We start from the raw sequence: 26,448 nt of genomic DNA on the forward strand, positions 1-26,448 counted from the left end.
TGTGAGCGGCATGGATGCCGCGACCAAGCCCCCATGGATGGGTTTACGGCGTCCCCCGCAACCGGACCCATCCCGCCATCCCCCAGGAAGCCCGCTGTTGCTGTTGCTCCAGCCGTTGCTTCTGCCCTGGCCGTTGCCCTGGCCTCTGCGGGTGCCGGGCGCCGCCCGGCCAAAGACCCTCCCCCCGGTTCCGGTACAATGTCGGGCCCGTTTCCCAACTACGGTTCCCCGGACATGATGGTCCTCGAGGGCGCGCCCGCCCTGTCGCTGTTCCGCCGCGAACGCCTTGAATCCCGCCTGCAGTCCATCGCTCCCTCCCTGCGCATCAGCGGTGCCTGGCACGTCTACTTCGTCCAGCCCGAAGGCACGGCCACCCCCGACGTGGCCACCCTGTGCCGCATCCTGGAAGCCCAGCCGCAGGCCGAGGCCGTCGCCGACGGCGCCGTCAGCCGCATCGTCGTGCCCCGCCTGGGCACCCTGTCGCCCTGGTCCAGCAAGGCCACCGAACTGGTCCGCGGTGCCGGCCAGCCGGTCAGCCGGGTCGAGCGCGGCCTGCGCATCGACGTGCAGGGCTGGCCGACCGATGCCGCCGCCCAGCAGGCGCTGGTCAAGGCCCTGCATGACCCGATGACGCAGTCGGTACTGGAGACCGTGCAGCAGGGCCAGGCCCTGTTCACCACGCCGGCCCGGGGTGAGCTGGAGCGCGTGCCGGTGGACCAGCTGGAGGCCGCCAACCAGCGCCTCGGCTTGGCCATGGCCCAGGACGAGATCGATTACCTGCGCGAACGCTTCACCGCGCTGGGCCGTTCGCCGTCCGACGTCGAACTGATGATGTTCGCGCAGGCCAACTCCGAGCACTGCCGCCACAAGATCTTCAACGCCAGCTGGACCATCGACGGCCAGGAACAGGACCGTTCGCTGTTCCGGATGATCAAGAACACCCACCAGCAGACCCCGCAGCACACGCTCAGCGCGTACAGCGACAATGCCGCGGTGATCGAAGGCCACCCGGCCTCGCGCTACCGCCCCGATCCGGCCAGCGGCGAGTACCGCCGCGAACCGCAGGTGCCCAGCGCCTTCCAGATCAAGGTGGAAACGCACAACCACCCGACCGCGATCGCGCCGTTCCCGGGCGCCTCGACCGGCAACGGTGGCGAGATCCGCGACGAAGGCGCAACCGGTCGTGGCGGCAAGCCGAAGGCCGGCCTGAGTGGTTTCTCGGTCTCGCACCTGCGCATTCCCGAGCTGCCGCAGCCGTGGGAAGCGCCGCGCGCGCTGAACCCGCGCATGGCGCCGGCGCTGGAAATCATGACCGACGGCCCGCTCGGCGGCGCTGCGTTCAACAACGAGTTCGGCCGCCCGAACCTGCTCGGCTACTTCCGCAGCTTCGAGCTGCCCGAGGGCGCCGATCTGGTCCGTGCCTACGACAAGCCGATCATGCTGGCCGGCGGCCTCGGCGCGATCGATCGCATCCAGGTCGACAAGATCCCGCTGCAGGCCGGTGATGCGGTCATCGTGCTGGGTGGCCCGGCGATGCTGATCGGCCTGGGCGGTGGTGCCGCCAGTTCGGTGGCCTCCGGCGAAAGCGCCGAGGACCTCGACTTCGCCAGCGTGCAGCGCGACAACCCGGAAATGGAACGCCGCTGCCAGGAAGTCATCGACCGCTGCGTGGCGATGGGGACCAACAACCCGATCAAGTTCTTCCACGACGTCGGTGCCGGTGGCCTGTCCAATGCCATCCCCGAACTGCTGCACGACTCCAGCGTCGGCGGCATCATTGACCTGGGCAAGGTGCCCACCGATGACCCGTCGCTGTCGCCGATGCAGCTGTGGTGCAACGAGTCGCAGGAACGCTACGTGCTGGGCGTGGCCCAGGAGCGCCTGGCCGAGTTCGCCGCGCTGTGTGCCCGCGAGCGCTGCCCGTTCGCCGCCGTCGGCGTGGCTACCGCCGAGGAACACCTGGTGGTGGCCTACGGCGCCGCACCGGGCCACACCCCGGCCGATGCACCGATCGACCTGCCGATGGACGTGCTGTTCGGCAAGCCGCCGAAGATGCACCGCGACACCGCGCACCCGCCGGCACCGCGTTGGCCGGCGCTGAAGACCGCTGGCCTGGACCTGCAGGAAGCTGGCCTGCGCGTGCTCGCGCATCCGACCGTGGCCTCGAAGAACTTCCTGGTCACCATCGGCGACCGCAGCGTCGGTGGCCTGACCGCACGCGAACAGATGGTCGGTCCGTGGCAGCTGCCGGTGGCCGACGTGGCCATCACCCTGGCCGACTTCGACGGCGTGGCGGGCGAAGCCATGTCGCTGGGCGAGCGCACCCCGCTGGCCCTGCTCGACGCCGCCGCCTCGGCACGCATGGCGGTCGGCGAAGCGCTGACCAACCTGTGCGCGGCGCCGGTCGACGCGCTGGATGAAATCAAGCTGTCGGCGAACTGGATGGCCGCCGCCGGCCACCCGGGCGAAGACGCGCTGCTGTACGACGCGGTGAAGGCCGTGGGCATGGAACTGTGCCCGCAGCTGGACATCAGCATCCCGGTGGGCAAGGACTCGCTGTCGATGCAGGCGCAGTGGCACGACCAGAGCGAGGCACACAAGAGCGTGTCGCCGGTGTCGCTGGTCATCTCGGCGTTCGCGCCGGTGGCCGACGTGCGCCAGCAGCTGACCCCGCTGCTCGACCGCGACGTGGACAGCGAGCTGTGGCTGATCGGCCTCGGTGCCGGCAAGCAGCGCCTGGGCGGTTCGATCCTGGCCCAGGTGCATGCCGACCATGGCGACCTGCCGGCGTTTGCCGGTGCCGCACCGGACCTGGATGACCCGCAGCGCCTGCGTGGCTTCTTCGAACTGATCCGTGATGCGCGCCAGGCCGGCCTGCTGCTGGCCTACCACGACCGCAGCGATGGCGGTGCCTTCGCCGCGCTGTGCGAAATGGCCTTCACCTCACGCCTGGGCCTGGACATCACCCTCGATGCCTGGGGCGATGATCCGTTCCGCAGCCTGTTCAACGAAGAGCTGGGCGCGGTGGTGCAGATCGCCCGCGAAGACCGTGCGGCCTTCGCCGACCTGGTCGAGCGCCATGCACTGATCGAATGCGCGCAGCGCATCGCCAAGCCGACCACTGCACCGGTGGTGCGCGTGTCGCTGGGCGGCGAAAACCTGGCCGAGTGGCGCTGGGAAGCGTTGTTCGATGCCTGGTGGTCGGTCACCCATGCCATGCAGAAGCGCCGTGACAACCCGGCCAATGCCGATGCCGAGCGTGATGTCGCCCGCGCCTTCAACGCACCGGGCCTGAAGCCCAGGCTCAGCTTCGACCTCAACGAGGACGTGGCCGCACCGTTCATCAGCACCGGCGCGCGCCCGCGCGTGGCCGTGCTGCGCGAACAGGGCGTCAACGGCCAGATCGAAATGGCCAACGCCTTCGAACGTGCCGGCTTCAGCGCTTTCGACGTGCACATGAGCGACCTGATCGAAGGCCGCGTGGCGCTGCAGGACTTCGCCGGCCTGGTGGCCTGCGGTGGCTTCAGCTACGGCGACGTGCTCGGTGCCGGCCGCGGCTGGGCGACCTCGATCCTCGAGCGCAGCGCGCTGCGCGATGCCTTCGCCGCGTTCTTCGCCCGCGAAGACAGCTTCGCCCTGGGCGTGTGCAACGGCTGCCAGATGATGAGCCAGCTGAAGGACATCATCCCCGGTGCCGAGCACTGGCCGCAGTTCCGCCGCAACGCCAGCGAGCAGTTCGAAGCTCGTACCGCGCTGCTGGAAGTGGTGGAGTCGCCGTCGATCCTGCTGCGTGGCATGGCCGGTTCGCGCCTGCAGGTGGCGGTGGCGCATGGCGAAGGCCAGGCCGTGTTCGACAACACCGTGGACCAGGCGACCGCCCGCGTGGCGCTGCGCTACGTCGATGGCAACGGCAACGTCGCCAGCCAGTACCCGCTGAACCCGAACGGTTCGCCGGACGGCATCACCGGCCTGACCAGCACCGATGGCCGCGTCACCATCATGATGCCGCACCCGGAACGCACCCCGCGCGCGCTCAACCTGAGCTGGGCCCCGGCCGAGTGGCAGGGTGACTCGCCGTGGATGCGCATGTTCCGCAACGCGCGGGTGTGGTGCGGCTGACGACGTATCCGCCGCGCAGGCTGCAGTGCGATGAAGTACGGAAAACCCGGCAGGCAACTGTCGGGTTTTTCTGTATATGGGCAGAAAATCCTGCCGCAGCCATCAGTTACATGCATTTACATGGCGCCGACATTTCGTCACATGTAAATAACAAAATCGCCGAATAAATAGGCGAAAAAGTGAACTGGTTCACGGCAATTGCATTTTCTGCGTCAAAGTCTTGACGACCCGGAAAGTTCCCGTTAACACTTGGGCCCTGTTTCAAATCTGTTCATACCGCAGTAACCGCACGTCGCTTGCGCTCGGTTTTCTGTCGCTGCGCGGCGTTCGGCAATACCCGCAGTAAATCACGCGAATAACGCCCCCAGGGGACGTTGGACCAGAAGGTCCGGCGCTGGCGTTGCTTTGCCCAAAACCAGTCCAAAAAATCAGGAGCCGTACCGATGAATCGGATTTATCGCAAGGTCTGGAACAAAGCGTTGGGTCAGTTGGTGGTGGCCTCGGAACTGGCCTCTTCCGACACGCGCGGCGGGGTCGTCGACCAGCGTCGCGATGCCGACCACGTACGGCCGGTGACGCTGGCTGCGGCCCTTGCCCTGGCCATGGGACTGGGAGGCTCAGGCCTCGCCGCCGCGCAGTCGGTGGAAGTGGGTGGCAACGCCAACTGCGTGACCCTCAGCAGCAGCCTGATCGACCAGTGCGTGGTTGACGGCAGCGCCAATGCCAGCGGCCGCAACGCCGTGGCCGTGGGCACCGGCAGCACTGCCAGCGCCGCCAACAGCGTCGCCCTGGGCGCCGGCTCCAACGCCAACCGCGCCAACACCGTGTCGGTCGGCGCAACGGGCAACGAACGACAGATCACCAACGTCGCCGCAGGCACGGCAGCCACCGATGCGGTCAACCGCGCCCAGCTCGACGCCCAGGCGCAGGCCACCCAGGCCGCGCTGGCCGCCGCCGCCGCGCAAGGCAGCCGCTACTTCAAAGCTGACGGCGCCGGTGATGACAGCGATGCGGCGCAGATCGATGGCGAAGGCGCACTGGCCGCCGGCGCTTCGGCGACCGCCGATGGCGACGACACCACGGCGTTGGGCCACAACGCGCAGGCGACCGCTGACAGCGCCACTGCCGTTGGCGCGCAGGCGCAGGCCTCGGGCAGTGGCAGCACCAGCGTCGGCGCAGGCAGCACCGCCAGCGGCACCGCGTCGGCCAGCTTCGGCGTCGGTGCCGAAGCCAGCGGCGGTTACAGCACCGCACTGGGCGGCCTGTCCAACGCGTCGGCCTTCAACGCAACGGCGGTCGGCAATGCGGCCAACGCCACCGGCTCCAACAGCGTGGCCGTCGGCGGCGATGCCGAAGCCAGCGGCGCGTACAGCACCGCCACCGGCCAGGGCAGCCTTGCCACTGGTACCAACTCGGTCGCCGTGGGTGGCGCACTGTTCGGCCTGCTGCCGACCGAAGCCTCGGGCGATTACTCCACCGCCGTCGGTGGCGGCGCGTGGGCACCGGGCACCAATGCCACCGCATTGGGCAACGCCGCAGAAGCTCAGGGCGCCAACAGCGTGGCACTGGGTGCCGATTCGATCGCCGAGCGTGACAACACCGTCTCCGTCGGTGGCGCTGGCAACACCCGCCAGATCACCAACGTCGCTGCCGGTACCGAAGGCACCGATGCGGTGAACAAGGACCAGCTGGACGAGGTCGCTGCGACCGCAGAAAACACCCGCAAATACTTCCAGGCCAGCGGCAGCGAGGACAGCGATGCCGGCGCCCTGGCCGAAGGCGACAGCGCGCTGGCGGCCGGTGAAGCGGCCAATGCCATCGGCGATGGCGCCACTGCGCTCGGCGGCGGTGCGACCGCCATCGCCGCGCAGGCGACCGCACTCGGCTACAACAGCCTGGCCACCGGCGAGAATGCCTCGGCCGTCGGCACCAACGCGCAGGCCAGCGGCAGCGACAGCGCCGCACTGGGCAGCGGTGCGGTGGCCAGTGAAACCAGCACCACCGCCACCGGCGCCGGCGCACAGGCAACCGCGGTCTACAGCACCGCCAACGGTGCCGAAGCCGTCGCCAGCGGCGAACAGTCGTTGTCCAGCGGCTTCCGCGCAGCGGCCTCGGCCGACGGTGCAACCGCCGTCGGCGGTTACAGCGAAGCCAGTGGCCGGCTGGGTTCGGCACTGGGCTACGGCACCGTCGCCAGCGGCGCCAACAGCACTGCCGCCGGCGTGTTCGCCACCGCGACCGGTGCCGGTGCGGTTGCCGTGGGTGAAGCCAGCGAAGCGACCGGCGACGAGAGCGTCGCCATCGGCGGCAGCACCTACTTCGGCCTGATCACCTCGCGCGCCAGCGGCTACGGTGCATCGGCCTATGGTGCCGGCGCATGGGCCACCGAAGACTATGCAACGGCCATCGGCTGGAACGCCTGGGCCGATGGCGCGCAGTCCACCGCGCTCGGCGCCAGTGCCACCGCCAATGGCAGCAACAGCGTCGCTCTCGGTGCGGCCTCGCAGGCCGACCGTGACAACACCGTGGCTGTCGGCAGCGACGGCAACGAACGCCAGGTGACCCATGTCGCCGCAGGTACCGAAGACACCGACGCAGTCAATGTCGGCCAGCTGAAGGATGTGGCTGCGGTGGCCGACACCACCGCCAAGCGCTTCCAGGCCACCGGCAGCAGCAACAGCGATGCCGGTGCACTGGCCGACGGCGATGATGCACTGGCCGCCGGTGAGGCCGCCAATGCCATCGGCAACGGCGCCACCGCTGTCGGTGCCGGCGCGACTGCCGTCGCCCAGAACGCCACCGCGGTGGGCAACAACGCGCTGGCCAGCGGCCAGAACAGCGCCGCCTTCGGCAACAACGCACAGGCCGCCGGCCCGGGCAGCGTGGCCGTGGGTGGTGCCGCCGTCGATGAAGCAGGCAACCCGCTGATCACCAGCGGTGGCGTGCCGGTGGAAACCGGTGCGACCAGTGCCGGTGTCGGTGGTACCGCCGTCGGCGCCAGCGCCGAAGCCAGCGGCTTCGCGGCATCTTCGTATGGCGTCGGTGCCTATGCGGCCGGCGCACAGTCCTCGGCGTTCGGTGCAGTGGCCAACGCGGTCGGTGATTACTCCACCGCCGTGGGCACGCAGAGCAACGCCACCGGCACCAGCAGCGTGGCCGTCGGTGGCCCGGCCGACCTGATCCCCGGCCTGGGCTTCTTCGTGCAGACCCAGGCCAGCGGCGAAGCCGCCACCGCCGTCGGTGCCGGTGCCATCGCCAGCGGCGATTACGCTGTCGCCAACGGCAGCCTGACCGAAGCCTCCGGTGCCGAGTCGGTGGCCGTGGGCTACTTCGCGTATGCGCCCGGCGAGAACGCCAGTGCGCTGGGTGCACAGACCTGGGCCAGCGGCGCGCAGAGCACCGCCGTGGGCTACTACGCCACCGCGCGGGGCGCCAACAGCGTCGCCCTCGGTGCCAACTCCGAAGCCGTGCGCGACAACAGCGTGGCCGTCGGCAGCGACGGCAACGAACGGCAGGTCACCCACGTGGCCGCCGGTACCGAAGACACCGATGCCGTGAACAAGGCCCAGCTCGATGCCGTGGCCAGCACGGCAGACACCACCGCGCGCTTCTTCCAGGCGCAGGGCGAGGAGGTCAGCGATGCCGGTGCCTACGCCGAAGGCGAAGGTGCGGTGGCGGCCGGTTCGGCCAGCAATGCGATCGGCGCAGGCGCGCTCGCACAGGGCGCGGGTGCGGGTGCCATCGGCGCCGATACCGTTGCCCTGGGCCGCAACACCTTCGCCAATGGCGACGGTGCGGTTGCCATCGGTGGCCTCGGCCAGGCCTACGACGAGTACAACCAGCCGCTGCTGGATGACGAAGGCAATCCGGTGCAGGTCGGCACCACCGCCTCGGCCGGCTCCACTGCCGTGGGCAATGCCGCGCTGGCCACCGGCGCCAGCAGCAGCGCGTTCGGCACCGCTGCGCAGGCCACCGGCGACAACAGCTTCGCTGCTGGCGGCAAGTCGCGCGCCAACGGCAGCTATGCCGTCGCCATCGGCGACAGCGCCTTCGCCAAGGCCGACGACAGCACCGCCGTCGGCGGTTACAGCACCGCCAGCGAGGAAGGCGCCACCGCCTTCGGTGCCGGCGCGTGGGCCACCGGCACCAACGCCTCGGCCTTCGGCCCGGCGGCCTGGGCCAGTGCCAACGGCGCAACCTCCATCGGCTACAACAGCTGGGCCAACGGCGTCAGCTCCACCGCGGTCGGCCGCGGCGCCTTCAGCTATGGCGATTACAGCCTGGCACTGGGCTTCCAGGCACTGGGCAACAGCATCAACAGCATCGCGGTGGGCACCAATACCGTGGCCGATGGCGAAAGCGCCATCGCCATCGGTGCCGGCAGCACCGCCAACGGCAACAATGCCGTGGCCCTCGGCGCAGGCTCGGTGGCTGACCGCGACCGCAGCGTGTCGGTCGGCAGCGCCGGCAGCGAACGCCAGGTCACCAACGTCGCCGCCGGCACCCAGGCCACCGATGCGGTGAACAAGGCCCAGCTGGATGCCGTGGCAGCCAGCGCAGGCACCGGCAACAAGTTCTTCCAGGCCAGCGGCAGCGACGACAGCGATGCCGGCGCCTACGTGGAAGGCGACAACGCACTGGCCGCCGGTGAAGCCGCCAACGCCATCGGTGACGGCGCCATCGCACTGGGCAGCGGCGCCAACGCCATCGGCACCAACGCACAGGCGATCGGCTTCAATGCCCTGGCCAGTGCCGACAACGCCAGCGCCATCGGCGCCAACGCGCAGGCCACCGGCGAGTACGCCACCGCACAGGGTGCGGAAAGCGAAGCCAGCGGCGAGCAGAGTGCCGCCTTCGGTGCCGCAGCCGTGTCCAGTGGCGCTGGCAGCACCGCCACGGGCGTGCTGTCCGAAGCCAGCGGCGAGGAAGCCGTGGCGGTGGGTTACTTCAGCAGCGCCAGCGGCGAAGCGGCCACCGCAGTTGGCAGCGAGAGCGTGGCCAGTGGCACGGCCTCGGCGGCGTTCGGCATCGGTGCCGAAGCCACCGGCGGCTACAGCACCGCCATCGGCGGCTATGCCAGCGCATCGGCGTTCAACGCCACCGCGTTCGGCAATTTCGCCAACGCCTCCGGTTCCAACAGCGTGGCCCTGGGCGGCGATTCGGAAGCGTCCGGTGCCTACGCCACGGCCACCGGCCAGGGCAGCTTGGCCACCGGCGTGAACAGCGTGGCCATCGGCGGTTCGCTGTTCGGCCTGCTCGCTACCGAAGCGTCGGGTGATTACTCCACCGCAGTCGGTGGCGGTGCCTGGGCGCCGGGCACCAACGCCACGGCGCTGGGCAACGCGGCCGAAGCACAGGGTGCCAACAGCGTGGCCCTGGGTGCCGACTCGATTGCAGACCGCGACAACACGGTCTCCGTCGGCGGCGCTGGCAATACACGCCAGATCACCAACGTCGCCGCCGGCACCGAAGGCACCGATGCGGTGAACAAGGACCAGCTGGATGCAGTCGCCGCCACCGCGGAGAACACCAGCAAGTACTTCCAGGCCAGCGGCAGCGACGACAGCGATGCCGGCGCCTACGTGGAAGGCGACAACGCACTGGCTGCCGGTGAGGCCGCCAACGCCATCGGCGACGGTGCCACCGCGCTCGGCAGTGGTGCCACTGCGGTGGCCGCCAATGCTACTGCGGTCGGCTTCAACAGCCTGGCCACCGGCGGCAACGCAGCGGCCATCGGCAACAACGCCCAGGCCACTGGCGAAGACAGCGCTGCCCTGGGCAGCGGTGCCGTCGCCAGCGAAACCAGCAGCACCGCCACCGGTGCCGGTGCACAGGCCACGGCGGTCTACAGCACGGCCAACGGTGCCGAAGCCAACGCCAGCGGCGCGCAGTCGCTGGCCAGCGGCTTCCGTGCGGCGGCCTCGGCCGATGGCACGACCGCAGTGGGCGGCTACAGCGAAGCCAGCGGCCGCCTCGGCTCGGCGCTGGGGTATGGCACCCTGGCGAGTGGTGCCAACAGCACTGCCGCCGGCGTGTTCGCCACCGCCAGCGGTGCCAGTTCGGTGGCCATGGGCGATTCCAGCGAAGCCACCGGCGATGAAAGCGTGGCCATCGGCGGCAGCACCTTCTTCGGCCTGATCCCGGCGCGTGCCAGCGGTTACGGCGCGGCGGCCTTCGGTGCCGGCGCGTGGGCAACCGACGACTACGCCACCGCCATCGGCTGGAACTCCTGGGCCGGCGCCGCGCAGTCCACCGCGCTCGGTGCGGGTGCCACCGCCAACGGCATCAACAGTGTTGCGCTCGGTGCCGCCTCCCAGGCCGACCGTGACAACACCGTGGCGGTCGGCAGCGAGGGCGGCGAACGCCAGGTGACCCATGTGGCAGCGGGTACCGAAGGCACCGACGCGGTGAACAAGAACCAGCTGGATGCCGTTGCCGCCACCGCCGAGACCACCAGCAGGTACTTCCAGGCCAGCGGCAGCGCCGACAGCGATGCCGGTGCCTACGTGGAAGGCGACAACGCACTGGCCGCGGGTGAAGCATCCAACGCCATCGGCAACGGCGCCTCCGCGCTGGGCAGCGGCGCCACCGCCCTGGCTGAAAATGCCACGGCCGTCGGCTTCAACAGCCTGGCCACCGGCGTCAATGCGGCGGCCGTCGGCAACGCGGCGCAGGCCACCGGCGAGAACAGTGCCGCGTATGGCAGCGCTGCGGTCGCCAGCGAGATCGGCAGCACCGCCACCGGCAACGCCGCGCAGGCCACGGGTGTCTACAGCACGGCCAACGGTGCCGAAGCCATCGCCAGCGGCGCACAGTCGCTGGCCAGCGGTTTCCGCGCCTCGGCCACCGCCGATGGCACCACCGCCGTCGGTGGTTACAGCGAAGCCAGCGGCCGCCTTGGCACCGCACTGGGCTACGGCTCGGCCGCCACCGGCGCCAACACCACGGCGGTGGGCTTCGGTGCGACTGCGGCCGGTGCCAACGCGGTGGCGCTGGGCCAGTCCAGCGACGCCAGCGGTGATGAAAGCGTGGCCATCGGCGGCAGCACCTTCTCCGGTCTGATCACGGCGCGTGCCAGCGGCACCGGCGCGGCGGCCTTCGGTGCCGGTGCCTGGGCAACCAGCGATTACGCCAGCGCCATCGGCTGGAACGCCTGGGCCAGCGCTGCCGATGCGACTGCGCTGGGTGCCAACAGCACCGCCAGTGCGGCCAACAGCGTCGCCCTTGGTACCGGCTCGCAGGCCACCCGCGCCAACACGGTGTCGGTGGGCAACACGGCAGCGCAGCGGCAGATCACCAATGTGGCTGCCGGTACGGAAACCACCGATGCGGTGAACAAGGGCCAGCTTGATGCCGTGGCCGCCACCGCCGATGCGGTCGGCCAGCGCTTCCAGGCCAACGGCAGCGGCGTGGCTACCGCCAGCGGCACCGATGCGGTGGCCGTGGGCTCCAACGCCACCGCCAGCGGCAATCGCAGCAATGCAGTGGGCAGCGGCGCCAGGGCCGTCGGCAACGCATCGCTGGCGCTGGGTGCCGGCAGTGCGGTCACCGGCAACAACTCGGTGGCCCTGGGTGCCGGCGCACGTGCGGTGGACGCTAACGTGGTCTCGGTCGGTGGCGGCAACGGCACCGATGGCCCGGCCACCCGTCGCATCGTCAACGTGGCCGAGGGCCGCATTGCCGCCGGCAGCAGCGATGCCGTCACCGGTTCGCAGCTCAACGTCACCAACCAGCGCGTGGGTGCGGTCGAGACCCGCGTGGGTGATTTCGATTCGCGCATCTCCACCGTCGAAAGCAGCACCGCCAACGCCATCGGCTACGACGATGCCAGCCACGACCGCCTGACCCTGTCCGGCATCGACGGCACGGTCATCGACAACGTCGGCGCCGGCAGCATCGCCTCGGGCAGCCACCAGGCCATCAACGGCGGCCAGCTGTTCCAGTCGCTCAGCGATGCCGCCAGCATCCTCGGCGGCGGTGCCAGCGTCGGCATGCAGGGGGTGTTCATCGCGCCGAACTACGTCATCCAGGGCAGCACCTACAACAACGTCGGCGACGCCCTGGGCGCACTGGACCGCAAGGTGACCGAGCTTGACCAGCGCACTGCCGGTGGCACCAGCCGTACCGCCACGGCCAGCCTTCGCAGCGCCAGCGTGCAGGCCACTACCGCCCAGGTGGCCACCGTGGCCGAGGCCGATGCAGTGGCCTCGCGGTCCAACGTGGTGGCCAAGCCCAGCGTGGAGGGTGCTGCTGCCGCGCAGCCGGCCGTCGGTGCCAATGCCGTCGCCATGGGCGAGGGCGCCGTGGCCAGCGGGGCGTCGTCCACGGCCATCGGCCAGGGCGCGTCCGCCACCGCTGCCAATGCCGTCGCGCTGGGCCAGGGTTCGGTCGCCGATCGCGCCAACACGGTCTCGGTGGGCAGCGAAGGCAACGAACGCCAGGTGACCAACGTGGCTGCCGGTACCGCCGCCACCGACGCGGTCAACAAGGGCCAGCTGGACCGCGGCATCACCACCGCCAACAGCTACACCGACAGCCGCGTGCAGGCGGTCGCCGACAGCTTCGACGTGTTCAAGGGCGAAGTGGATGGGCGCCTGCGCCACATGGACCGCCGCATCGACCGGCAGGGCGCGATGAGCGCGGCCATGCTCAACATGGCCACCAGTGCCGCCGGCATCCGCACCCAGAACCGGGTCGGCGTCGGCATCGGTTTCCAGGGCGGCGAATCGGCGATGTCGCTGGGCTACCAGCGTGCGATCAGCGATCGCGCCACGGTCACCCTCGGCGGTGCGTTCAGCAGTGATGACGCCTCGGTCGGCGTCGGTGCCGGCTTCGGTTGGTAAGGCAACACCGCGCCGGCGGCCACGCTGCCGGCGCTGCTTCTGCAACAGGGCCTGAGGGGAGGTCTCGGCAAACCCGGCTCGGCCAGCCGGGAACCGTCAAGGATTGATGGCCGCAGTGTTGGATCCAACCATGACCCAGAAGAGGAATGTGACGTGATCAATAAGCAGAACCTTCGCATCAACGTGCTTGCTGCCGCCATGCTGTCGATGACCGCCGCAGGCGCGGTCCACGCCGCTGACCTGCCGACCCGCGAGCCGGTGCGCCAGGCCAGCACCACCGAAGCGGGCGCCGAGCGCATCATCGTGAAGTATCGCGCCGGTACCGCTGCTGCCAGCGACCGCTCGGCCAAGCTGTCCACGGTGCAGTCCGCACTCACCCGCGCCAGCCTGTCCGGTGGCACCAGCCGTGCCAGCGCGATGGGCCCGCAGGTGGTGCGCAAGCTCGGCATCGGTGCCGACGTGATCCGCCTGAAGGGCCGCCTGGCCCCGGCCGAACTGCAGCGCGTGCTGAAGGAACTCAAGGCCGACCCGTCGGTCCAGTACGCCGAAGCCGACGTCAAACTGCGCCGCACCGAACTGCGCGCGGGCGACGTGAAGCCGGCCCTGGTGCCGAACGATCCGCTCTACGCGCAGTACCAGTGGCACCTGAGCAACCCCACCGGCGGCATCAACGCACCGTCGGCCTGGGACGTTTCGCAGGGCGAAGGCGTGGTCGTCGCCGTGCTCGACACCGGCATCCTGCCGCAGCATCCGGATCTGGTCGGCAACCTGCTGGAAGGCTACGACTTCATCAGCGACGCCGAGACCTCGCGCCGTGCCACCGACGACCGCGTGCCGGGCGCGCAGGACTACGGTGACTGGGTGGAAAACGCCAACGAGTGCTACAACGGCTCGCAGCCGGAAGACAGCTCCTGGCACGGTACCCACGTGGCCGGCACCGTCGCCGAGCAGACCAACAACGGCGTCGGCATGGCCGGTGTCGCACACAAGGCCAAAGTCCTGCCGGTGCGCGTGCTCGGCAAGTGCGGTGGCTACCTCTCCGACATCACCGATGCGATCACCTGGGCGTCGGGTGGCACCGTCGCCGGCATTCCGGCCAACACCAACCCGGCTGAAATCATCAACATGAGCCTGGGTGGCAGTGGTGCGTGCGCAGGCGCCTACCAGGATGCGATCAGCGGCGCGATCTCGCGTGGCACGACCGTGGTGGTGGCCGCCGGCAACGAAACCGACAATGCCGCCAACTACCGCCCGGCCAGCTGCGAAGGCGTGGTGACCGTGGGTGCGACCCGCATCACCGGTGGCATCACCTACTACTCCAACTACGGCACGCGCGTGGATCTGTCCGGCCCGGGCGGCGGTGGCAGCGTGGACGGCAACCCGGGTGGCTTCATCTGGCAGTCCGGTTCGAATGCGGCCACCACGCCGGACTCCGGCACCTACAGCTACATCGGCATGGGCGGTACTTCGATGGCATCGCCGCACGTGGCCGGTGTTGCTGCCCTGGTGCAGAGTGCGCTCATCGCCAACGGCAAGGATCCGCTGGCCCCGGCGGCCCTGCGTGCGCTGCTGAAGGAAACCGCGCGTCCGTTCCCGGTCACCATCCCGGCCTCCACGCCGATCGGCACCGGTATCGTCGATGCCAAGGCCGCGCTGGCCAAGGCCCTGGCCGAGCCGTGCACCGAGAACTGCGAGCCTGAAGGCATCCCGCTGACCAACAAGGTCGCCCTCAGCGGCGTGGCCGGCGCCACCGGCAGCGAGACGGTCTATACCTTCGAGGCCGTCGCCGGCAAGCAGCTGAGCGTGCTGACCTACGGTGGCACCGGCAACGTGTCGGTGTACGTGGCGCAGGGCCGCGTGCCGACCGCCACCGACAACGATGCCAAGTCCAGCCGCCCGGGCAACACCGAGACCGTGCGTGTTGCCAAGCCGGTGGCAGGCACCTACTACGTGAAGGTGGTGGGCGAAGCGGCTTTCAGCGGCGTGACCATTCTGGCCACCCAGTAAGGGCCACGCTTGCACGAAATGTCGTAAGTGAATTGGCGACGCCCGTTACTGGAAGGTGACGGGCGTCGTCTTTCATGGTCCTGCGCGCACAAGGCAGCGGAAGTCCGGGCTGAACTGCTAAAGTCGGGAGGATCGACAGGAGAGTCATGTGAACGCGCTCGCTGCCACTGCCATCGACGACGCCGAAGGCCGCATCCTCGATGCGCTGCTGGCGCGCGGGCGCCTCAAGGAAGGCGACCTGGCGCGCGCACGGCCGCTGCACGCCGAAGCCGGTGGCAGCCTGCTGGGGCTGCTGGTGCGGCTGGGGCTGGTGTCCGAGCGTGACCAGGCGCAGGCCAGTGCCGATGTACTGGGCCTGCCGCTGCTGGAAGGCAAGCAGCTGCCCGAAGCACCGCCGCAGTCGCTGGCCGAAGGCCTGCCGTTGTCGCTGCGTTTCCTGAAGCAGTTCCACGTGTGCCCGCTGGCGCTGGATGAACACGGCGTACGCCTGTGGCTGGCCGATGCCCACGATGCCTATCCGCAGCAGGCCGTGCAGCTGGCGCTGGGCGTACCGGTCAGCCCGGTGCTGGGCATGCGCGCGGAGATCGACGACCTGGTCGAGCGCTGGTTCGGCCAGGGCCGCAGCGCGATGGGTGCGATCGTGGAAACCGCAGATGGTGAAGGCGGCGCGGTCGATGACATCGAACACCTGCGCGACCTCGCTTCCGAAGCCCCGGTCATCCGCCTGGTCAACCTGGTCATCCAGCGTGCGGTGGAACTGCGCGCCTCGGACATCCACGTCGAACCGTTTGAAAGCCGGCTGAAGGTACGTTACCGCGTCGATGGCGTGCTGGTGGAAGGCGAAAGCCCGCCGGCCAACCTCACCGCCGCGGTCATCAGCCGCATCAAGATCATGGCCCGGCTCAACATCGCCGAACGCCGCCTGCCGCAGGACGGCCGCATCATGCTGCGCGTGCAGGGCAAGGAACTGGACCTGCGCGTGAGCACCGTGCCGACCGCGCACGGCGAAAGCGTGGTGATGCGACTGCTCGACCGCGAAACCGTGGTGTTCGATTTCCACCGGCTCGGCTTCACCGATGCGTTCCTGCCGCAGTTCCGCAAGGTGCTCGAGCAGCCGCACGGCATCCTGCTGGTCACCGGCCCGACCGGCTCGGGCAAGACCACAACGCTGTACACCGCGCTGAGCCAGCTCAACACCGCCGACGTCAAGATCATCACGGTCGAGGATCCGGTCGAGTACCAGATCGAAGGCATCAACCAGATCCAGGCCAAGCCGCAGATCGGCCTGGACTTCGCCAACGCGCTGCGCAGCATCGTCCGCCAGGACCCGGACATCATCATGATCGGCGAAATGCGCGACCTGGAAACCGCGCGCATCGCCATCCAGTCGGCGCTGACCGGCCACCTGGTGCTGTCCACACTGCACACCAACAACGCAGCCGGCGGCATCACCCGCCTGCTCGACATGGGCGTGGAGGATTACCTGCTCACGTCCACCATCAACGGCATCCTCGCCCAGCGCCTGGTGCGCCGCCTGGAGCCCACCCACGCCGAGCGCTACGAAGCCTCGCCGGAGGAGATCGAACGTTTCGAACTGCGCCGCCTGCAGCCGCAGGGGCCGATCCACCTGTTCCGCCCGAAGCCCTCGGCACTGGCACCGACCGGTTACCTGGGCCGCACCACCATCATGGAGTTCCTGGTGATGAACGACGCGCTGCGGCGCGCGGTGATGCGGCGCGACGGCATGGGCGAGATCGAACGCATCGCCCGCGAGGGCGGCATGCGCACCATGTACGAAGACGGCCTGTCCAAGGCCCTGAGCGGGCAGACGACCATCGAGGAAGTCCTGCGCGTGACCGAGGAGGGTTGATGCGCGCGGGAGATCGACGCTGACATGCCCACGTACCGCTACAAGGCACTGAACCCGCACGGTGAAGTCTTCGACGGGCAGATGGAAGCGGCCAGCGAGGCCGAGCTGATCGCACGCCTGCAGGACCAGGGCCATCTGCCGATGGAAACGCGCCTGGCCGAGGGCGGCGCGGCAGGTGGCAGCAGCCTGGGCAGCCTGTTCCGCCCGCGGCCCCTGCAGGGCGCGGCGCTGCTGCAGTTCACCCAGCAGCTGTCGACCCTGCTCGGTGCCGGCCAGCCGCTGGACCGCGCGTTGTCGATCCTGCTCGGCCTGCCCGAGGACGAACGTTCGCGGCGCGCGATCACCGACATCCGCGACGTGGTGCGTGGCGGTGCGCCGCTGTCGACGGCGCTGGAGCGCCAGCACGGCCTGTTCTCGCGCCTGTACGTGAACATGGTGCGCGCCGGCGAGGCCGGCGGCAGCCTGCACGAAACCCTGCAGCGCCTGGCCGATTACCTCGAACGCAGCCGCGCGCTGCAGGGCAAGGTCATCAACGCACTGGTCTACCCGGCCATCCTGCTGGTGGTGGTCGGTGGCGCCCTGCTGTTCCTGCTCGGCTACGTGGTGCCGCAGTTCGCGCAGATGTACGAAAGCCTGGACGTGGCCCTGCCATGGTTCACCAACGCGGTGCTGCAGCTGGGCCTGTTCGTGCGCGACTGGTGGATCCTGCTGCTGGTGGTGCCGGGCGTGTTCACCCTGCTGCTGGAACGGCAGCTGCGGCAACCGGCGTTCCGCCTGGCGCTGGATGGCTGGCTGCTGCGGCGGCGCGGCATCGGCCGCCTGCTGGGCGAACTGGAAACCGCACGCCTGGCCCGCACCCTGGGCACGCTGCTGCGCAACGGCGTACCGCTGCTGGGCGCGCTGGGCATCGCCCGCAACGTGCTGGGCAACCGCGCGCTGGCCGCCGATCTGGACACCGCCGCCGACGAAGTGAAGAACGGTGCCGGCCTGTCGCTGGCACTGTCGCGCGGCAAGCGCTTCCCGCGCCTGGCGCTGCAGATGATCCAGGTCGGCGAGGAGTCCGGCGCCCTCGATACCATGCTGCTCAAGGCCGCCGACACGTTTGAACAGGACAGTGCCCGCCGCATCGACCGCCTGCTGGCGGCGATGGTGCCGGCCATCACCCTGGTGCTGGCATCGGTGGTCGGCGCGGTCATCGTCGCCGTGCTGGTGCCGCTGTACGACCTCACAAACGCCATCGGCTGACGATGGCCTTCCCTGCAACCCCGACTCACCGCAACTGAAAGGACCGACCATGCTTGCTTCCCGTCGACCGATCCGCCTGTCCTTCGCCAGCGCACGCCACCAGAGCGGCATGAGCCTGCTGGAAATCATCATCGTCATCGTGCTGATCGGTGCGGTGCTGACCCTGGTCGCCAGCCGCGTGCTCGGCGGTGCCGACCGCGGCAAGGCGAACATCGCCAAGGCCCAGGTGCAGACCGTGGCCTCGAAGATCGACAACTACCAGATCGACACCGGCAAGCTGCCCGGTTCGCTCAATGACCTGGTGACCGCACCGGCCGGCGTCGGTGGCTGGCTGGGCCCGTATGCCAAGGCCGCCGATCTCAACGATCCGTGGGGCCATGCGCTGGAATACCGCGCGCCGGGCGAAGGCCAGGCCTACGACCTGGTCAGCCTGGGCAAGGACGGCAAGACCGGCGGCAGCAGCGTCGACGCCGATATCCGTTACGAGCCGTAAACCCGCATGAGGCTGTCCCTGCCGCGTCGGCTGCCCAGCCCGCGCCTGCACGGCAGGCGCGCCACCGGCATGTCGCTGCTGGAGATGCTGCTGGTGATCGCGCTGATCGCGGCCATCGGCCTGATCACGGCCGCCGGCCTGTCGCGTGGCTTTGCCGGCATGCAGCTGCGCAGCGCCGGCAAGGACATCGCCAACCAGCTGCGCATGGTGCGCGCGCAGGCGATCGCACGCGGCGAGCCGCAGCGCTTCGTGATCGAGCCGGCCGAGCATCGCTGGCAGGGCGCCAACCAGCGCCAGGGCACGGTGCCCGAACCGGTGCAGGTGCAGTTCGAAGGGGCCGCGCAGCTGTCCGATGCAGCAGGGCAGGGCGTGATCGAGTTCCATCCCGATGGCGGCTCCAGTGGCGGCCGCATCCGCCTGCAGCGCGGTGCCGCCGAATGGCGCATCGATGTCGGCTGGCTGACCGGCGAGGTCCGTTCCGGTCCATGGCGGGCGCAATGAAACAGTCGGTGCGTGGCTTCACCCTGCTCGAAGTGATCGTGGCCTTCGCCCTGCTGGGCCTGGCCCTGACGCTGCTGCTGGGCAGCCTGTCCGGCGGCGCGCGCCAGGTGCGTGAGGCCGAGCTTCGCACCCGAGCGGTACTGCACGCGCAGTCGCTGCTGGCCAGCGCCGGTGTCGACGCGCCGCTGCAGGCCGGCAGCCAGAGTGGTGAGTGGGAACAGGGCCGTTACCACTGGCAGCTGCAGGTGCAGCCCTGGAGCGAGCCGCGTGCCGGCGATGTCGCGCCGACGCAGTCACCGGGTGCGCCGTGGCTGGCCGAACTGCAGCTGCAGGTGCGCTGGGGTGATGGCGACCGCGAGCGACTGCAATGGCGCACCCTTCGCCTGTTGCCGCCGGACCTGGAGAGCGCACGATGAAGCGCCGCGCCGCCGGTTTCACCCTCGTCGAAGTCATGCTGGCCACCGTGCTGCTGGCCGGTGGCCTCGCATTGGCGTTCGCCAGCGTGCGCGCGGCGATGGCGGTCAGCCAGCGTGGCGAACAGATCGCCGCCGACAGCGAGCGCATGCGCGCGGTGCAGGCGCTGCTGCGGCGGCAGCTGGGCGGTGCAATGCGCAGCCCGATCGAGGTACCCGATCCCACCCGCGAACCGGTGTATTTCCAGGGCGATGACGAAGGCATGCAGTTCGTCGCCGATCTGCCCGGCTATCTCGGCCGCGGTGGCCCCTACCTGCATACCCTGCAGGTGGACGGTGCCCCCGGGCAGCGGCGGCTGCTGCTGGACATGGTGCTGCTGCAGGAAGGCGAACGCCTGCCGGAAACCCCGCCGCGCCCGCCCGAAGTGCTGGCCGACGGCTTGAAGGACGTGACGCTGCGCTACCGCGGCGTCGATCCTGCCAACGGGCAGATGAGCGACTGGCTGCCGCGCTGGGACGACACCCGGCGGCTGCCGCTGCTGGTGGAAGTGCAGGTCGTGCCGCAGCGTGGCGCGGCGTGGCCGCCGCTGGTGGTCGCACCGCGCGCCGGCGGCCTGGGAGGCGCGCGATGAACGCACGGCGCGGGGCCGCCCTGGTGCTGGTGCTGTGGCTGATCGCGCTGATGACCGCTCTGGTCGGTGCCTTCGCGCTGACCGCACGCGTGGAGCACCTGCAGCAGCGGGTGCTCGACGATGATGCGCGCGGCCAGGAACGCGCCCGTGCCGGCATGGAGTACGCGCTGCTGCGCCTGCGCCCGGACCCGCAGCGGCCGGCCTGGCAGGCGGACGGGCGCACCTACCGCTGGCAGTACGATGATGTGCCCGTCGAGATCCGGGTGGTGGACGAGAACGGCAAGATCAACCTGAACCTGGCCGACGCGACGCTGCTGGATGCGTTCCTGCAGGCGTTGGGCGAATCGCCCGAGCAGTCCCGGCAGCTGGCCGGCGCCATCATCGACTGGCGCGATGAAGACAGCCTGCTGCAGCCGGGCGGCGGTGCCGAGGCACCCGATTACGCCGCTGCGGGCCTGCCGTACGGCCCGCGCAACAAGCGTTTCGAGACCCTGGGTGAACTGCAGCGCGTGCTCGGCATGCGTGCGTCGCTGTATGCGGCGATGCTGCCGTACCTGACGCTCTACAGCCGGCAGGCGCGTCCCGATCCGCGCGTCGCAGGTGCACCGGTGTTGACCGCATTGGGCCTGGATGCCGAGCAGGTGCTGGCGCAGCGCGCCCAGCTGGAGCGTGACGAAGGTTCCGGAGCGATGCCGTCAATGCTTGCCAGCGGCAGCGGCACCTATAGTATCGAGTCCCGTGCCATCGACGGCAGCGGTCGCTTGTCGGTTCTGCAGGCGGTGGTACGCAATGGATCGGGCGGTGTGCCCGGACGAACCTACACGGTGCTTCGCTGGGAGCAGGGAATGGCAGCACGATGACGGCATGGCAGGACAGCCTGCGGCAGGTACAGGGGCGGATCGGCCCAGGTGCGGGCCGTTTCCTGCGCTGGTGGCGGCAGTCCCTGTTGGCCTGGGTGCCTGCGCGTTGGCAGTGGGCGCTGGGCTGGTCGCAGACCCGCCTGCTGCTGCAGCGGCAGGGTGACCTGCTGCAGGTCTGGCGCGAAGCCGGGCAGGGCCTGGAGCCGGTGGCGAGCCTGCCATGGCCGACCCAGCCGGCCGATCTGGACCGGGTGCTGGACGCGCGCCTGCGCCGCCTTCCGCGGGTCTGGCTGCTGGCCGACGCGCAGGTCCTGCGCCGCAACCTGCGCCTGCCCATGGCCGCTGGCGACCGCCTGCGCGCGGTGGTCGGCTACGAGATCGACCGGCAGACGCCGTTCGAATCCAGCCAGGTCAGCTATGACGTACGCGAACGTGGCAGTGCCGGCGAAGGCCTGCTGCAGGTCGAACTGGTGGCCTGGCCGCTGCGCCAGCTCGATGCCTGGCGCGGCCAGGTGGGTGCCTGGGCCGATGCGCTGTCCGGTGTCGACGCCCTCGACGCGCAGGGCCAGCCGCTGCAGGTCAACCTGCTGCCGCAGGCCCAGCGCCAGCCACGGCATGACCCGACACGGCGCTGGAACCTGCTGCTCGGCCTGGCCGCGCTGGTGATGCTGGTGCTGGCCGCCACCCAGGTGCTGGACAACCGCCGCGAGGCGGCCGATGCGCTGCGCGCTGAAGTCGAGCGCAGCGCCCGCAGTGCGCGTGGCGTGGCCAGCGAACGCAGCGAGCTGCAGGCGCTGCTGGACGGTGCCGCGTTCCTCGAAAAACAGCGTGCCCAGCGCGCCAGCACGGTGGAGCTGTGGAACGAACTGACCCAGCGCCTGCCCAATGGCACCTACCTGGAAAAACTGGCCATCGAAAACAACAACCTGCAGCTGATCGGCCTCAGCAGCGAAGCCTCGCAGCTGGTGCAGCTGCTGCAGGATGCGCCGCAGTGGCGCAAGGTCAACCTGACCGGCGTGCTGCAGGCCGATGGTGCCGGCAGTGGCCGTGACCGCTTCACCCTGACCGCCGAACTGCAGCCGGTGCCGGTGGCCTCGCCCGCCGCGCCCGCCGCCCCAGCCAGGGAGGCGGCCGATGCCGATGCCAAACCCGCGCCGTGACCGCTGGCTGGCGCTGGCACTGCTGGTAGCGGTGCTGGGCCTGGCCTACCTGCTGCTGGTGCACCCGTGGTTCACCCAGCCGCTGCTGGCCGTCAATGCCGACGTGGCCGCACTGCGCGAGCGCCAGCAGCGCGTGCAGGCACAGCTGCAGCAGCAGCCGCAGATCGAACAGCGCCTGCAGCAGACCCGCGAGGCCCTGCAGCAGCGCCCCGGGTTCCTGCGCGAAGCGACCGCCGAAGCGGCCGCCGCGGCCCTCGGCGCGCGCGTGCAGGACGCGGTGGCCAATGCCAGCCCGGGCAACCGCAGCTGCACCATCAGCAACCGCACGCCGCTCACCGACAACCGCCGCGACGCCGAGTTCGTGCGCGTGGCCATGCAGGTGCGCCTGCGCTGTGGCGTGGCCGAACTGGCCACCGTGCTGCACAGCCTGGAAACGGGCAGCCCGCGCCTGTTCGTGGACAACCTCAACCTGATCGCGCAGCGCTTCCAGCAATCGGCGAATGAATCGGGCCTGGGCCTGGATGTGTCGTTCGAGCTGGCCGGCTACCTGCTGCCCGCGGCCAGTGCTGATGCCGCCGCGCCAGCGGCAGCCGCGGCGCCGGCACCGACGCCAGCTGCCGATGCCGGCGCTGCACCGGCCGAACCGCCGGTGGAAGCGGAGGGCACCGATGAAACGTGACCCGATCACGCTGCGCACCGGTTTCCTGCTGGCCCTGGCCGGCTGGGCCGGCGCGATCTGGCTGGCCACCGGCTTCGGCCTGGGCAGCCGCCTGCCGGCCGCCGACAGCGATGCCGCCGCGCAGGCCGTACTGCCCGCCCTGCCGCCAATGGCGGCCGAGCGCATGTCCGCTGCCGACAGCTTCAGCGCCATCGGCGAACGCCCGCTGTTCGCCGAGGACCGTCGGCCCCGGCCCTACCTGCTGGGCGGCAGCGAACCGGCGGCCAGTGCTGCCTTGCGCCTGACCGGCGTGCTGCTCACCGACAGCTTCAGCATGGCGACCTTCACCACCGATCAGAACCGCTCCCTGCGGCTGCGCCTGAACGGTGAAGCCGTGGATGGCTGGCAGCTGGTCGCGCTGGAACCACGCCAGGCCACGGTGATCGGCCCCAGTGGCAGCCAGGTGCTGGAACTGGCCACCTTCAACGGGCAGGGGGGCGAACCGCCGACCGTGCTGCGTGGCGCCAATGGTGCGGTCCCGCCGGCCGCTGCCCTGCCGCCGCCACCACCGCCCCCCGCCGCCGCCTCTGCCGCGTCCAATGCGCGGCCCAGCCCCGATGTCGTCAGCGCTGCCGCCGCTGTGGCCGCCTCGGCAAACGCACCATCGCCGGCCGCCCCCGCCAACAACGGCCCCAGCGAAGCGCAGATGCAGGCCATCCGCGAACGCATCCAGGCCCGTCGCCGTCAGCTGCAGCAACAGCAGCAACAGCAGCAACAACCGTCGCCGCCCCCGGGCGATGGCACCAACCGATAGAGTGAATGCATGAACCTGCGTTTTCTGCCCTGGTCCCTCGCCCTGACGCTGCTGGTTGGCTGCGCCACCGTGTCCGGCCCGCATGTCCATCGCAGTGCCACCACGCCGCCGCCGCAGGCCGGTGCCGCCGCCGCCGATCCGCAGGTGGTCGAAGGTGATGCCGCCGCCGGTACGCCGCAGGCGGTGATCCGCCGTGGCAGCGGCACGATGATCAACCGCGAGGCGGCGCGTGCGCCGTCACCGGCCCTGCACTCGGCCAGCGGCGGCAGCGCCACCTTCAACTTCGAAGGCGAGTCGGTGCACGCCGTGGTCAAGGCGATCCTCGGCGACATGCTCGGGCAGAACTACGTCATCGCCCCGGGCGTGCAGGGCACGGTCACCCTGGCCACGCCCAAGCCGGTGTCGCCGGCACAGGCCTTGAACCTGCTGGAAATGGTGCTGGGCTGGAACAACGCCCGCATGGTCTACAGCGGTGGCCGCTACAACATCGTCGCCGCCGACCAGGCGCTGGCCGGTACCGTCGCACCCAGCACCGCACCGGCCTCCAGTGCCCGCGGCTTCGAGGTGCGGGTGGTGCCGCTGCAGTTCATTTCCGCCAGCGAGATGAAGAAGGTGCTGGAGCCGTATGCGCGGCCGAACGCCATCGTCAACGTCGACACCGGCCGCAACGTCATCACCCTCGGTGGCACCCGCGCCGAGCTGGAAAACTACCTGCACACCGTCGAGATCTTCGACGTTGACTGGCTGTCGGGCATGTCAGTGGGCGTGTTCCCGATCCAGTCGGGCAAGGCCGAGCAGGTTGCCAGCGATCTGGAGAAGGTGTTCGGCGAAGACAGCAAGACGCCCAGCGCCGGCATGTTCCGCTTCCTGCCACTGGAAAACGCCAACGCCGTGCTGGTGATCACCCCGCAGGTGCGCTACCTGGACCAGATCCAGCAGTGGTTGGACCGCATCGACACCGCCGGTGGCAGCGCACGGCTGTTCTCCTACGAGCTGCGCTACATCAAGGCGCGTGACCTCGCCCAGCGCCTGGCCGAAGCCTTCGCCAGCAGCAACAGCCGCAACAACCGCAGCTCGCCGGCCGGGCTGGCCCCGGGCGCCATGCCGATGCAGCTGGACAGCCGTGGCGGCAACAGCAGCAACAGCGACATCGTCGATGTCGGCAGCAACAACGGTACGGGTACGTCCAACGCCAGCGGCGGCATGACCAGCACGATGAACCTGCCGCAGCGCCAGGAAGGCAACATCAGCGTCAGCCTGGACGTGGAAGGTGACACCGTCGGTGTGTCGGCGGTGGAAGAAACCAATGCACTGCTGGTGCGCGCCACGCCGCAGGCCTGGCGCTCGATCCGCGAAGTGATCGAGAAGCTGGACGTGATGCCGCTGCAGGTGCACATCGAAGCCCAGGTGGCTGAGGTCGATTTGAATGGCGACCTGAAGTACGGCGTCAACTGGTTCTTCGAAAATGCCGTGCAGGGCCAGGATTTCACCGGTTCCACCGGCGGCGCCACCCTGCCCAGCGCGCTGGGCCGCAACATCTGGGGCAGCTTCGCCGGCGCCATCACCGGCAGCGAGACCGGTTGGACGTTCCTCGGCAAGAATGCTGCCGCCGTGGTCAGCGCACTGGACCAGGTGACCAACCTGCGCCTGTTGCAGACCCCGTCCATCTTCGTGCGCAACAACGCCGAGGCGCAGCTCAACGTCGGCACCAGGATTCCGATCAACACGGTGTCGGTCAACACCGGTATCAGTGACAACACCTACAGCTCGGTGCAGTATCTGGAGACGGGTGTGATCCTCAAGGTGCGCCCGCGCATCACCCGCGATGGCGTGGTGTTCCTCGACATCGTGCAGGAAGTGAGCGCGGCAGGCGCCATTCCGGCGGGTTGCGACCCGACCAAGACTACCTGCAACCCGCCGATCAATACCCGCAAGGTGTCCACCGAGGCCGCGCTGCAGAGCGGGGACACGATCATGCTCGCCGGTCTGATCACCAACTCCGACGAAGACACGTCCAGGGGCGTGCCGGGGCTGAGCCGGCTGCCGATCGTTGGCGGCCTGTTCGGCAACAAGGCCCGCTTGAACAAGCGTTCGGAAGTGATCGTGCTGCTGACCCCGACGATCGTGCGCAACGGGCAGGAAGCGCGGACGCTGACCGACGAATACAGCAATCGCTTCCGCGCGATGGAGCCGTTCCCCACCCGCGAGCGCAAGAAGTAGGGGTTTTTTTGTGGCAGGGCTTGCAGCCCTGCACCTGCAGAGGCAAAGGCAACAGCAACAGCGGGCTATCCGTGGGATGGCGGGGCGGTGTGGGTGGTCAGGACACGCCTCTGACAGTTGGCCGGCGGCTGTTGGTGGGTGCCGACCGTTGGTCGGCACATCTGTCGGATATCGAATGAATTCATCCACGCATGGCGTGGATCTACTGGTAACGGCGGCTGTTGGTAGGTGTCGACCTTGGTCGACACATCTTTCAGATATCGAATGAATTCATCCGTGTCGACCAAGGTCGACACCCACCCACAGCAGCAGGTTCCAACAGCCGCAGGAAACTGTCGAAGGCGGGGTGGGTCCGGTTGAGGGGGTGTGTGATCTGGCTCCCCGTCAGCGGACGCCAAGAAGCGATACTTTGATCGCACTTGGAGATTCCCTATGTCCCGTATTACCCGCCGTAGCTATACCGATGAGTTCAAGCACCAGGCCGTGGAGCTGGCCGAATCGCTTGGCCCAGCCGCAGCGGCCCGTCAGTTGGAAATGTCGGTCAAGACGCTGGCAAATTGGGTTGACGCGGTCCGTGCTGGGCGCTCGTTGACGTCTGAGGCTCGCAGGCCAG

15 protein-coding genes are annotated in these 26,448 nt (G+C 69.5%); all 15 read left to right on the forward strand.

The genetic code is table 11. The features are described from left to right. The first annotated feature begins 234 nt into the window (after positions 1-234). On the forward strand, positions 235-4,119 hold the full coding sequence (gene purL / locus IAE41_RS15955; protein ID WP_200733780.1) for a phosphoribosylformylglycinamidine synthase: 3,885 nt from the start codon (positions 235-237) through the stop codon (positions 4,117-4,119). A gap of 443 nt (positions 4,120-4,562) precedes the next feature. Further along, complete coding sequence (locus tag IAE41_RS15960; protein ID WP_200733781.1) at positions 4,563-12,962, forward strand: ESPR-type extended signal peptide-containing protein; 8,400 nt, start codon at positions 4,563-4,565, stop codon at positions 12,960-12,962. Positions 12,963-13,115: 153 nt separating this feature from the next. Beyond that, a complete protein-coding gene (locus tag IAE41_RS15965) occupies positions 13,116-14,969 on the forward strand; it encodes a S8 family peptidase (protein WP_200733782.1) in 1,854 nt (617 codons plus the stop codon). A gap of 148 nt (positions 14,970-15,117) precedes the next feature. Beyond that, positions 15,118-16,839, forward strand: coding sequence for a type II secretion system ATPase GspE (gene gspE / locus IAE41_RS15970; RefSeq protein ID WP_200733783.1), 1,722 nt, complete (start codon positions 15,118-15,120; stop codon positions 16,837-16,839). A gap of 24 nt (positions 16,840-16,863) precedes the next feature. Then, a complete protein-coding gene (locus IAE41_RS15975; protein WP_200733784.1) occupies positions 16,864-18,084 on the forward strand; it encodes a type II secretion system F family protein in 1,221 nt (406 codons plus the stop codon). Positions 18,085-18,133: 49 nt separating this feature from the next. Continuing rightward, positions 18,134-18,577: a type II secretion system major pseudopilin GspG gene (gene gspG / locus IAE41_RS15980; protein ID WP_079220585.1), complete on the forward strand. Its 444-nt coding sequence runs from the start codon at positions 18,134-18,136 to the stop codon at positions 18,575-18,577. A 6-nt stretch (positions 18,578-18,583) separates the two neighbouring features. Further along, positions 18,584-19,078, forward strand: a complete 495-nt coding sequence (locus IAE41_RS15985; protein WP_200733785.1) for a GspH/FimT family pseudopilin — start codon at positions 18,584-18,586, stop codon at positions 19,076-19,078. Next, complete coding sequence (locus IAE41_RS15990; RefSeq protein WP_200733786.1) at positions 19,075-19,494, forward strand: prepilin-type N-terminal cleavage/methylation domain-containing protein; 420 nt, start codon at positions 19,075-19,077, stop codon at positions 19,492-19,494. The genes IAE41_RS15985 and IAE41_RS15990 overlap by 4 nt, the downstream gene beginning before the upstream one ends. Beyond that, the gene (locus tag IAE41_RS15995; protein WP_200733787.1) at positions 19,491-20,123 is read left to right on the forward strand and encodes a type II secretion system protein J; all 633 of its coding nucleotides are present in this window, start codon (positions 19,491-19,493) and stop codon (positions 20,121-20,123) included. Before IAE41_RS15990 ends, IAE41_RS15995 begins: the two co-directional genes overlap by 4 nt. Then, positions 20,120-20,983 (forward strand): type II secretion system protein GspK, encoded by an 864-nt coding sequence (locus IAE41_RS16000; protein ID WP_200733788.1) that lies wholly within the window; start codon positions 20,120-20,122, stop codon positions 20,981-20,983. The genes IAE41_RS15995 and IAE41_RS16000 overlap by 4 nt, the downstream gene beginning before the upstream one ends. Continuing rightward, the gene (locus IAE41_RS16005) at positions 20,980-22,143 is read left to right on the forward strand and encodes a PilN domain-containing protein (protein ID WP_200733789.1); all 1,164 of its coding nucleotides are present in this window, start codon (positions 20,980-20,982) and stop codon (positions 22,141-22,143) included. The genes IAE41_RS16000 and IAE41_RS16005 overlap by 4 nt, the downstream gene beginning before the upstream one ends. Continuing rightward, positions 22,124-22,822 (forward strand): type II secretion system protein GspM, encoded by a 699-nt coding sequence (gspM, locus tag IAE41_RS16010; protein WP_234458659.1) that lies wholly within the window; start codon positions 22,124-22,126, stop codon positions 22,820-22,822. Before IAE41_RS16005 ends, gspM begins: the two co-directional genes overlap by 20 nt. Further along, positions 22,812-23,615: a general secretion pathway protein GspN gene (locus IAE41_RS16015; RefSeq protein ID WP_200733791.1), complete on the forward strand. Its 804-nt coding sequence runs from the start codon at positions 22,812-22,814 to the stop codon at positions 23,613-23,615. The genes gspM and IAE41_RS16015 overlap by 11 nt, the downstream gene beginning before the upstream one ends. Positions 23,616-23,624: 9 nt before the next feature. After that, positions 23,625-25,835, forward strand: a complete 2,211-nt coding sequence (gspD, locus tag IAE41_RS16020; RefSeq protein WP_200733792.1) for a type II secretion system secretin GspD — start codon at positions 23,625-23,627, stop codon at positions 25,833-25,835. 432 nt (positions 25,836-26,267) lie between these two features. Beyond that, the coding region (locus tag IAE41_RS16025) for a transposase (RefSeq protein ID WP_200733793.1) at positions 26,268-26,448 on the forward strand (181 nt) is incomplete at its 3' end.

This window comes from Stenotrophomonas sp. S39 (assembly GCF_016624665.1).
Lineage (GTDB): Bacteria > Pseudomonadota > Gammaproteobacteria > Xanthomonadales > Xanthomonadaceae > Stenotrophomonas.

Bases quoted from the DNA above. Each gene is read 5' to 3' on its own strand.
- purL (WP_200733780.1), top strand. From the start codon at position 235: ATGATGGTCCTCGAGGGCGCGCCCGCCCTGTCGCTGTTCCGCCGCGAA.
- IAE41_RS15960 (WP_200733781.1), top strand. From the start codon at position 4,563: ATGAATCGGATTTATCGCAAGGTCTGGAACAAAGCGTTGGGTCAGTTG.
- IAE41_RS15975 (WP_200733784.1), top strand. From the start codon at position 16,864: ATGCCCACGTACCGCTACAAGGCACTGAACCCGCACGGTGAAGTCTTC.
- gspG (WP_079220585.1), top strand. From the start codon at position 18,134: ATGCTTGCTTCCCGTCGACCGATCCGCCTGTCCTTCGCCAGCGCACGC.
- IAE41_RS15985 (WP_200733785.1), top strand. From the start codon at position 18,584: ATGAGGCTGTCCCTGCCGCGTCGGCTGCCCAGCCCGCGCCTGCACGGC.
- IAE41_RS15990 (WP_200733786.1), top strand. From the start codon at position 19,075: ATGAAACAGTCGGTGCGTGGCTTCACCCTGCTCGAAGTGATCGTGGCC.
- IAE41_RS15995 (WP_200733787.1), top strand. From the start codon at position 19,491: ATGAAGCGCCGCGCCGCCGGTTTCACCCTCGTCGAAGTCATGCTGGCC.
- IAE41_RS16000 (WP_200733788.1), top strand. From the start codon at position 20,120: ATGAACGCACGGCGCGGGGCCGCCCTGGTGCTGGTGCTGTGGCTGATC.
- IAE41_RS16005 (WP_200733789.1), top strand. From the start codon at position 20,980: ATGACGGCATGGCAGGACAGCCTGCGGCAGGTACAGGGGCGGATCGGC.
- gspM (WP_234458659.1), top strand. From the start codon at position 22,124: ATGCCAAACCCGCGCCGTGACCGCTGGCTGGCGCTGGCACTGCTGGTA.
- IAE41_RS16015 (WP_200733791.1), top strand. From the start codon at position 22,812: ATGAAACGTGACCCGATCACGCTGCGCACCGGTTTCCTGCTGGCCCTG.
- gspD (WP_200733792.1), top strand. From the start codon at position 23,625: ATGAACCTGCGTTTTCTGCCCTGGTCCCTCGCCCTGACGCTGCTGGTT.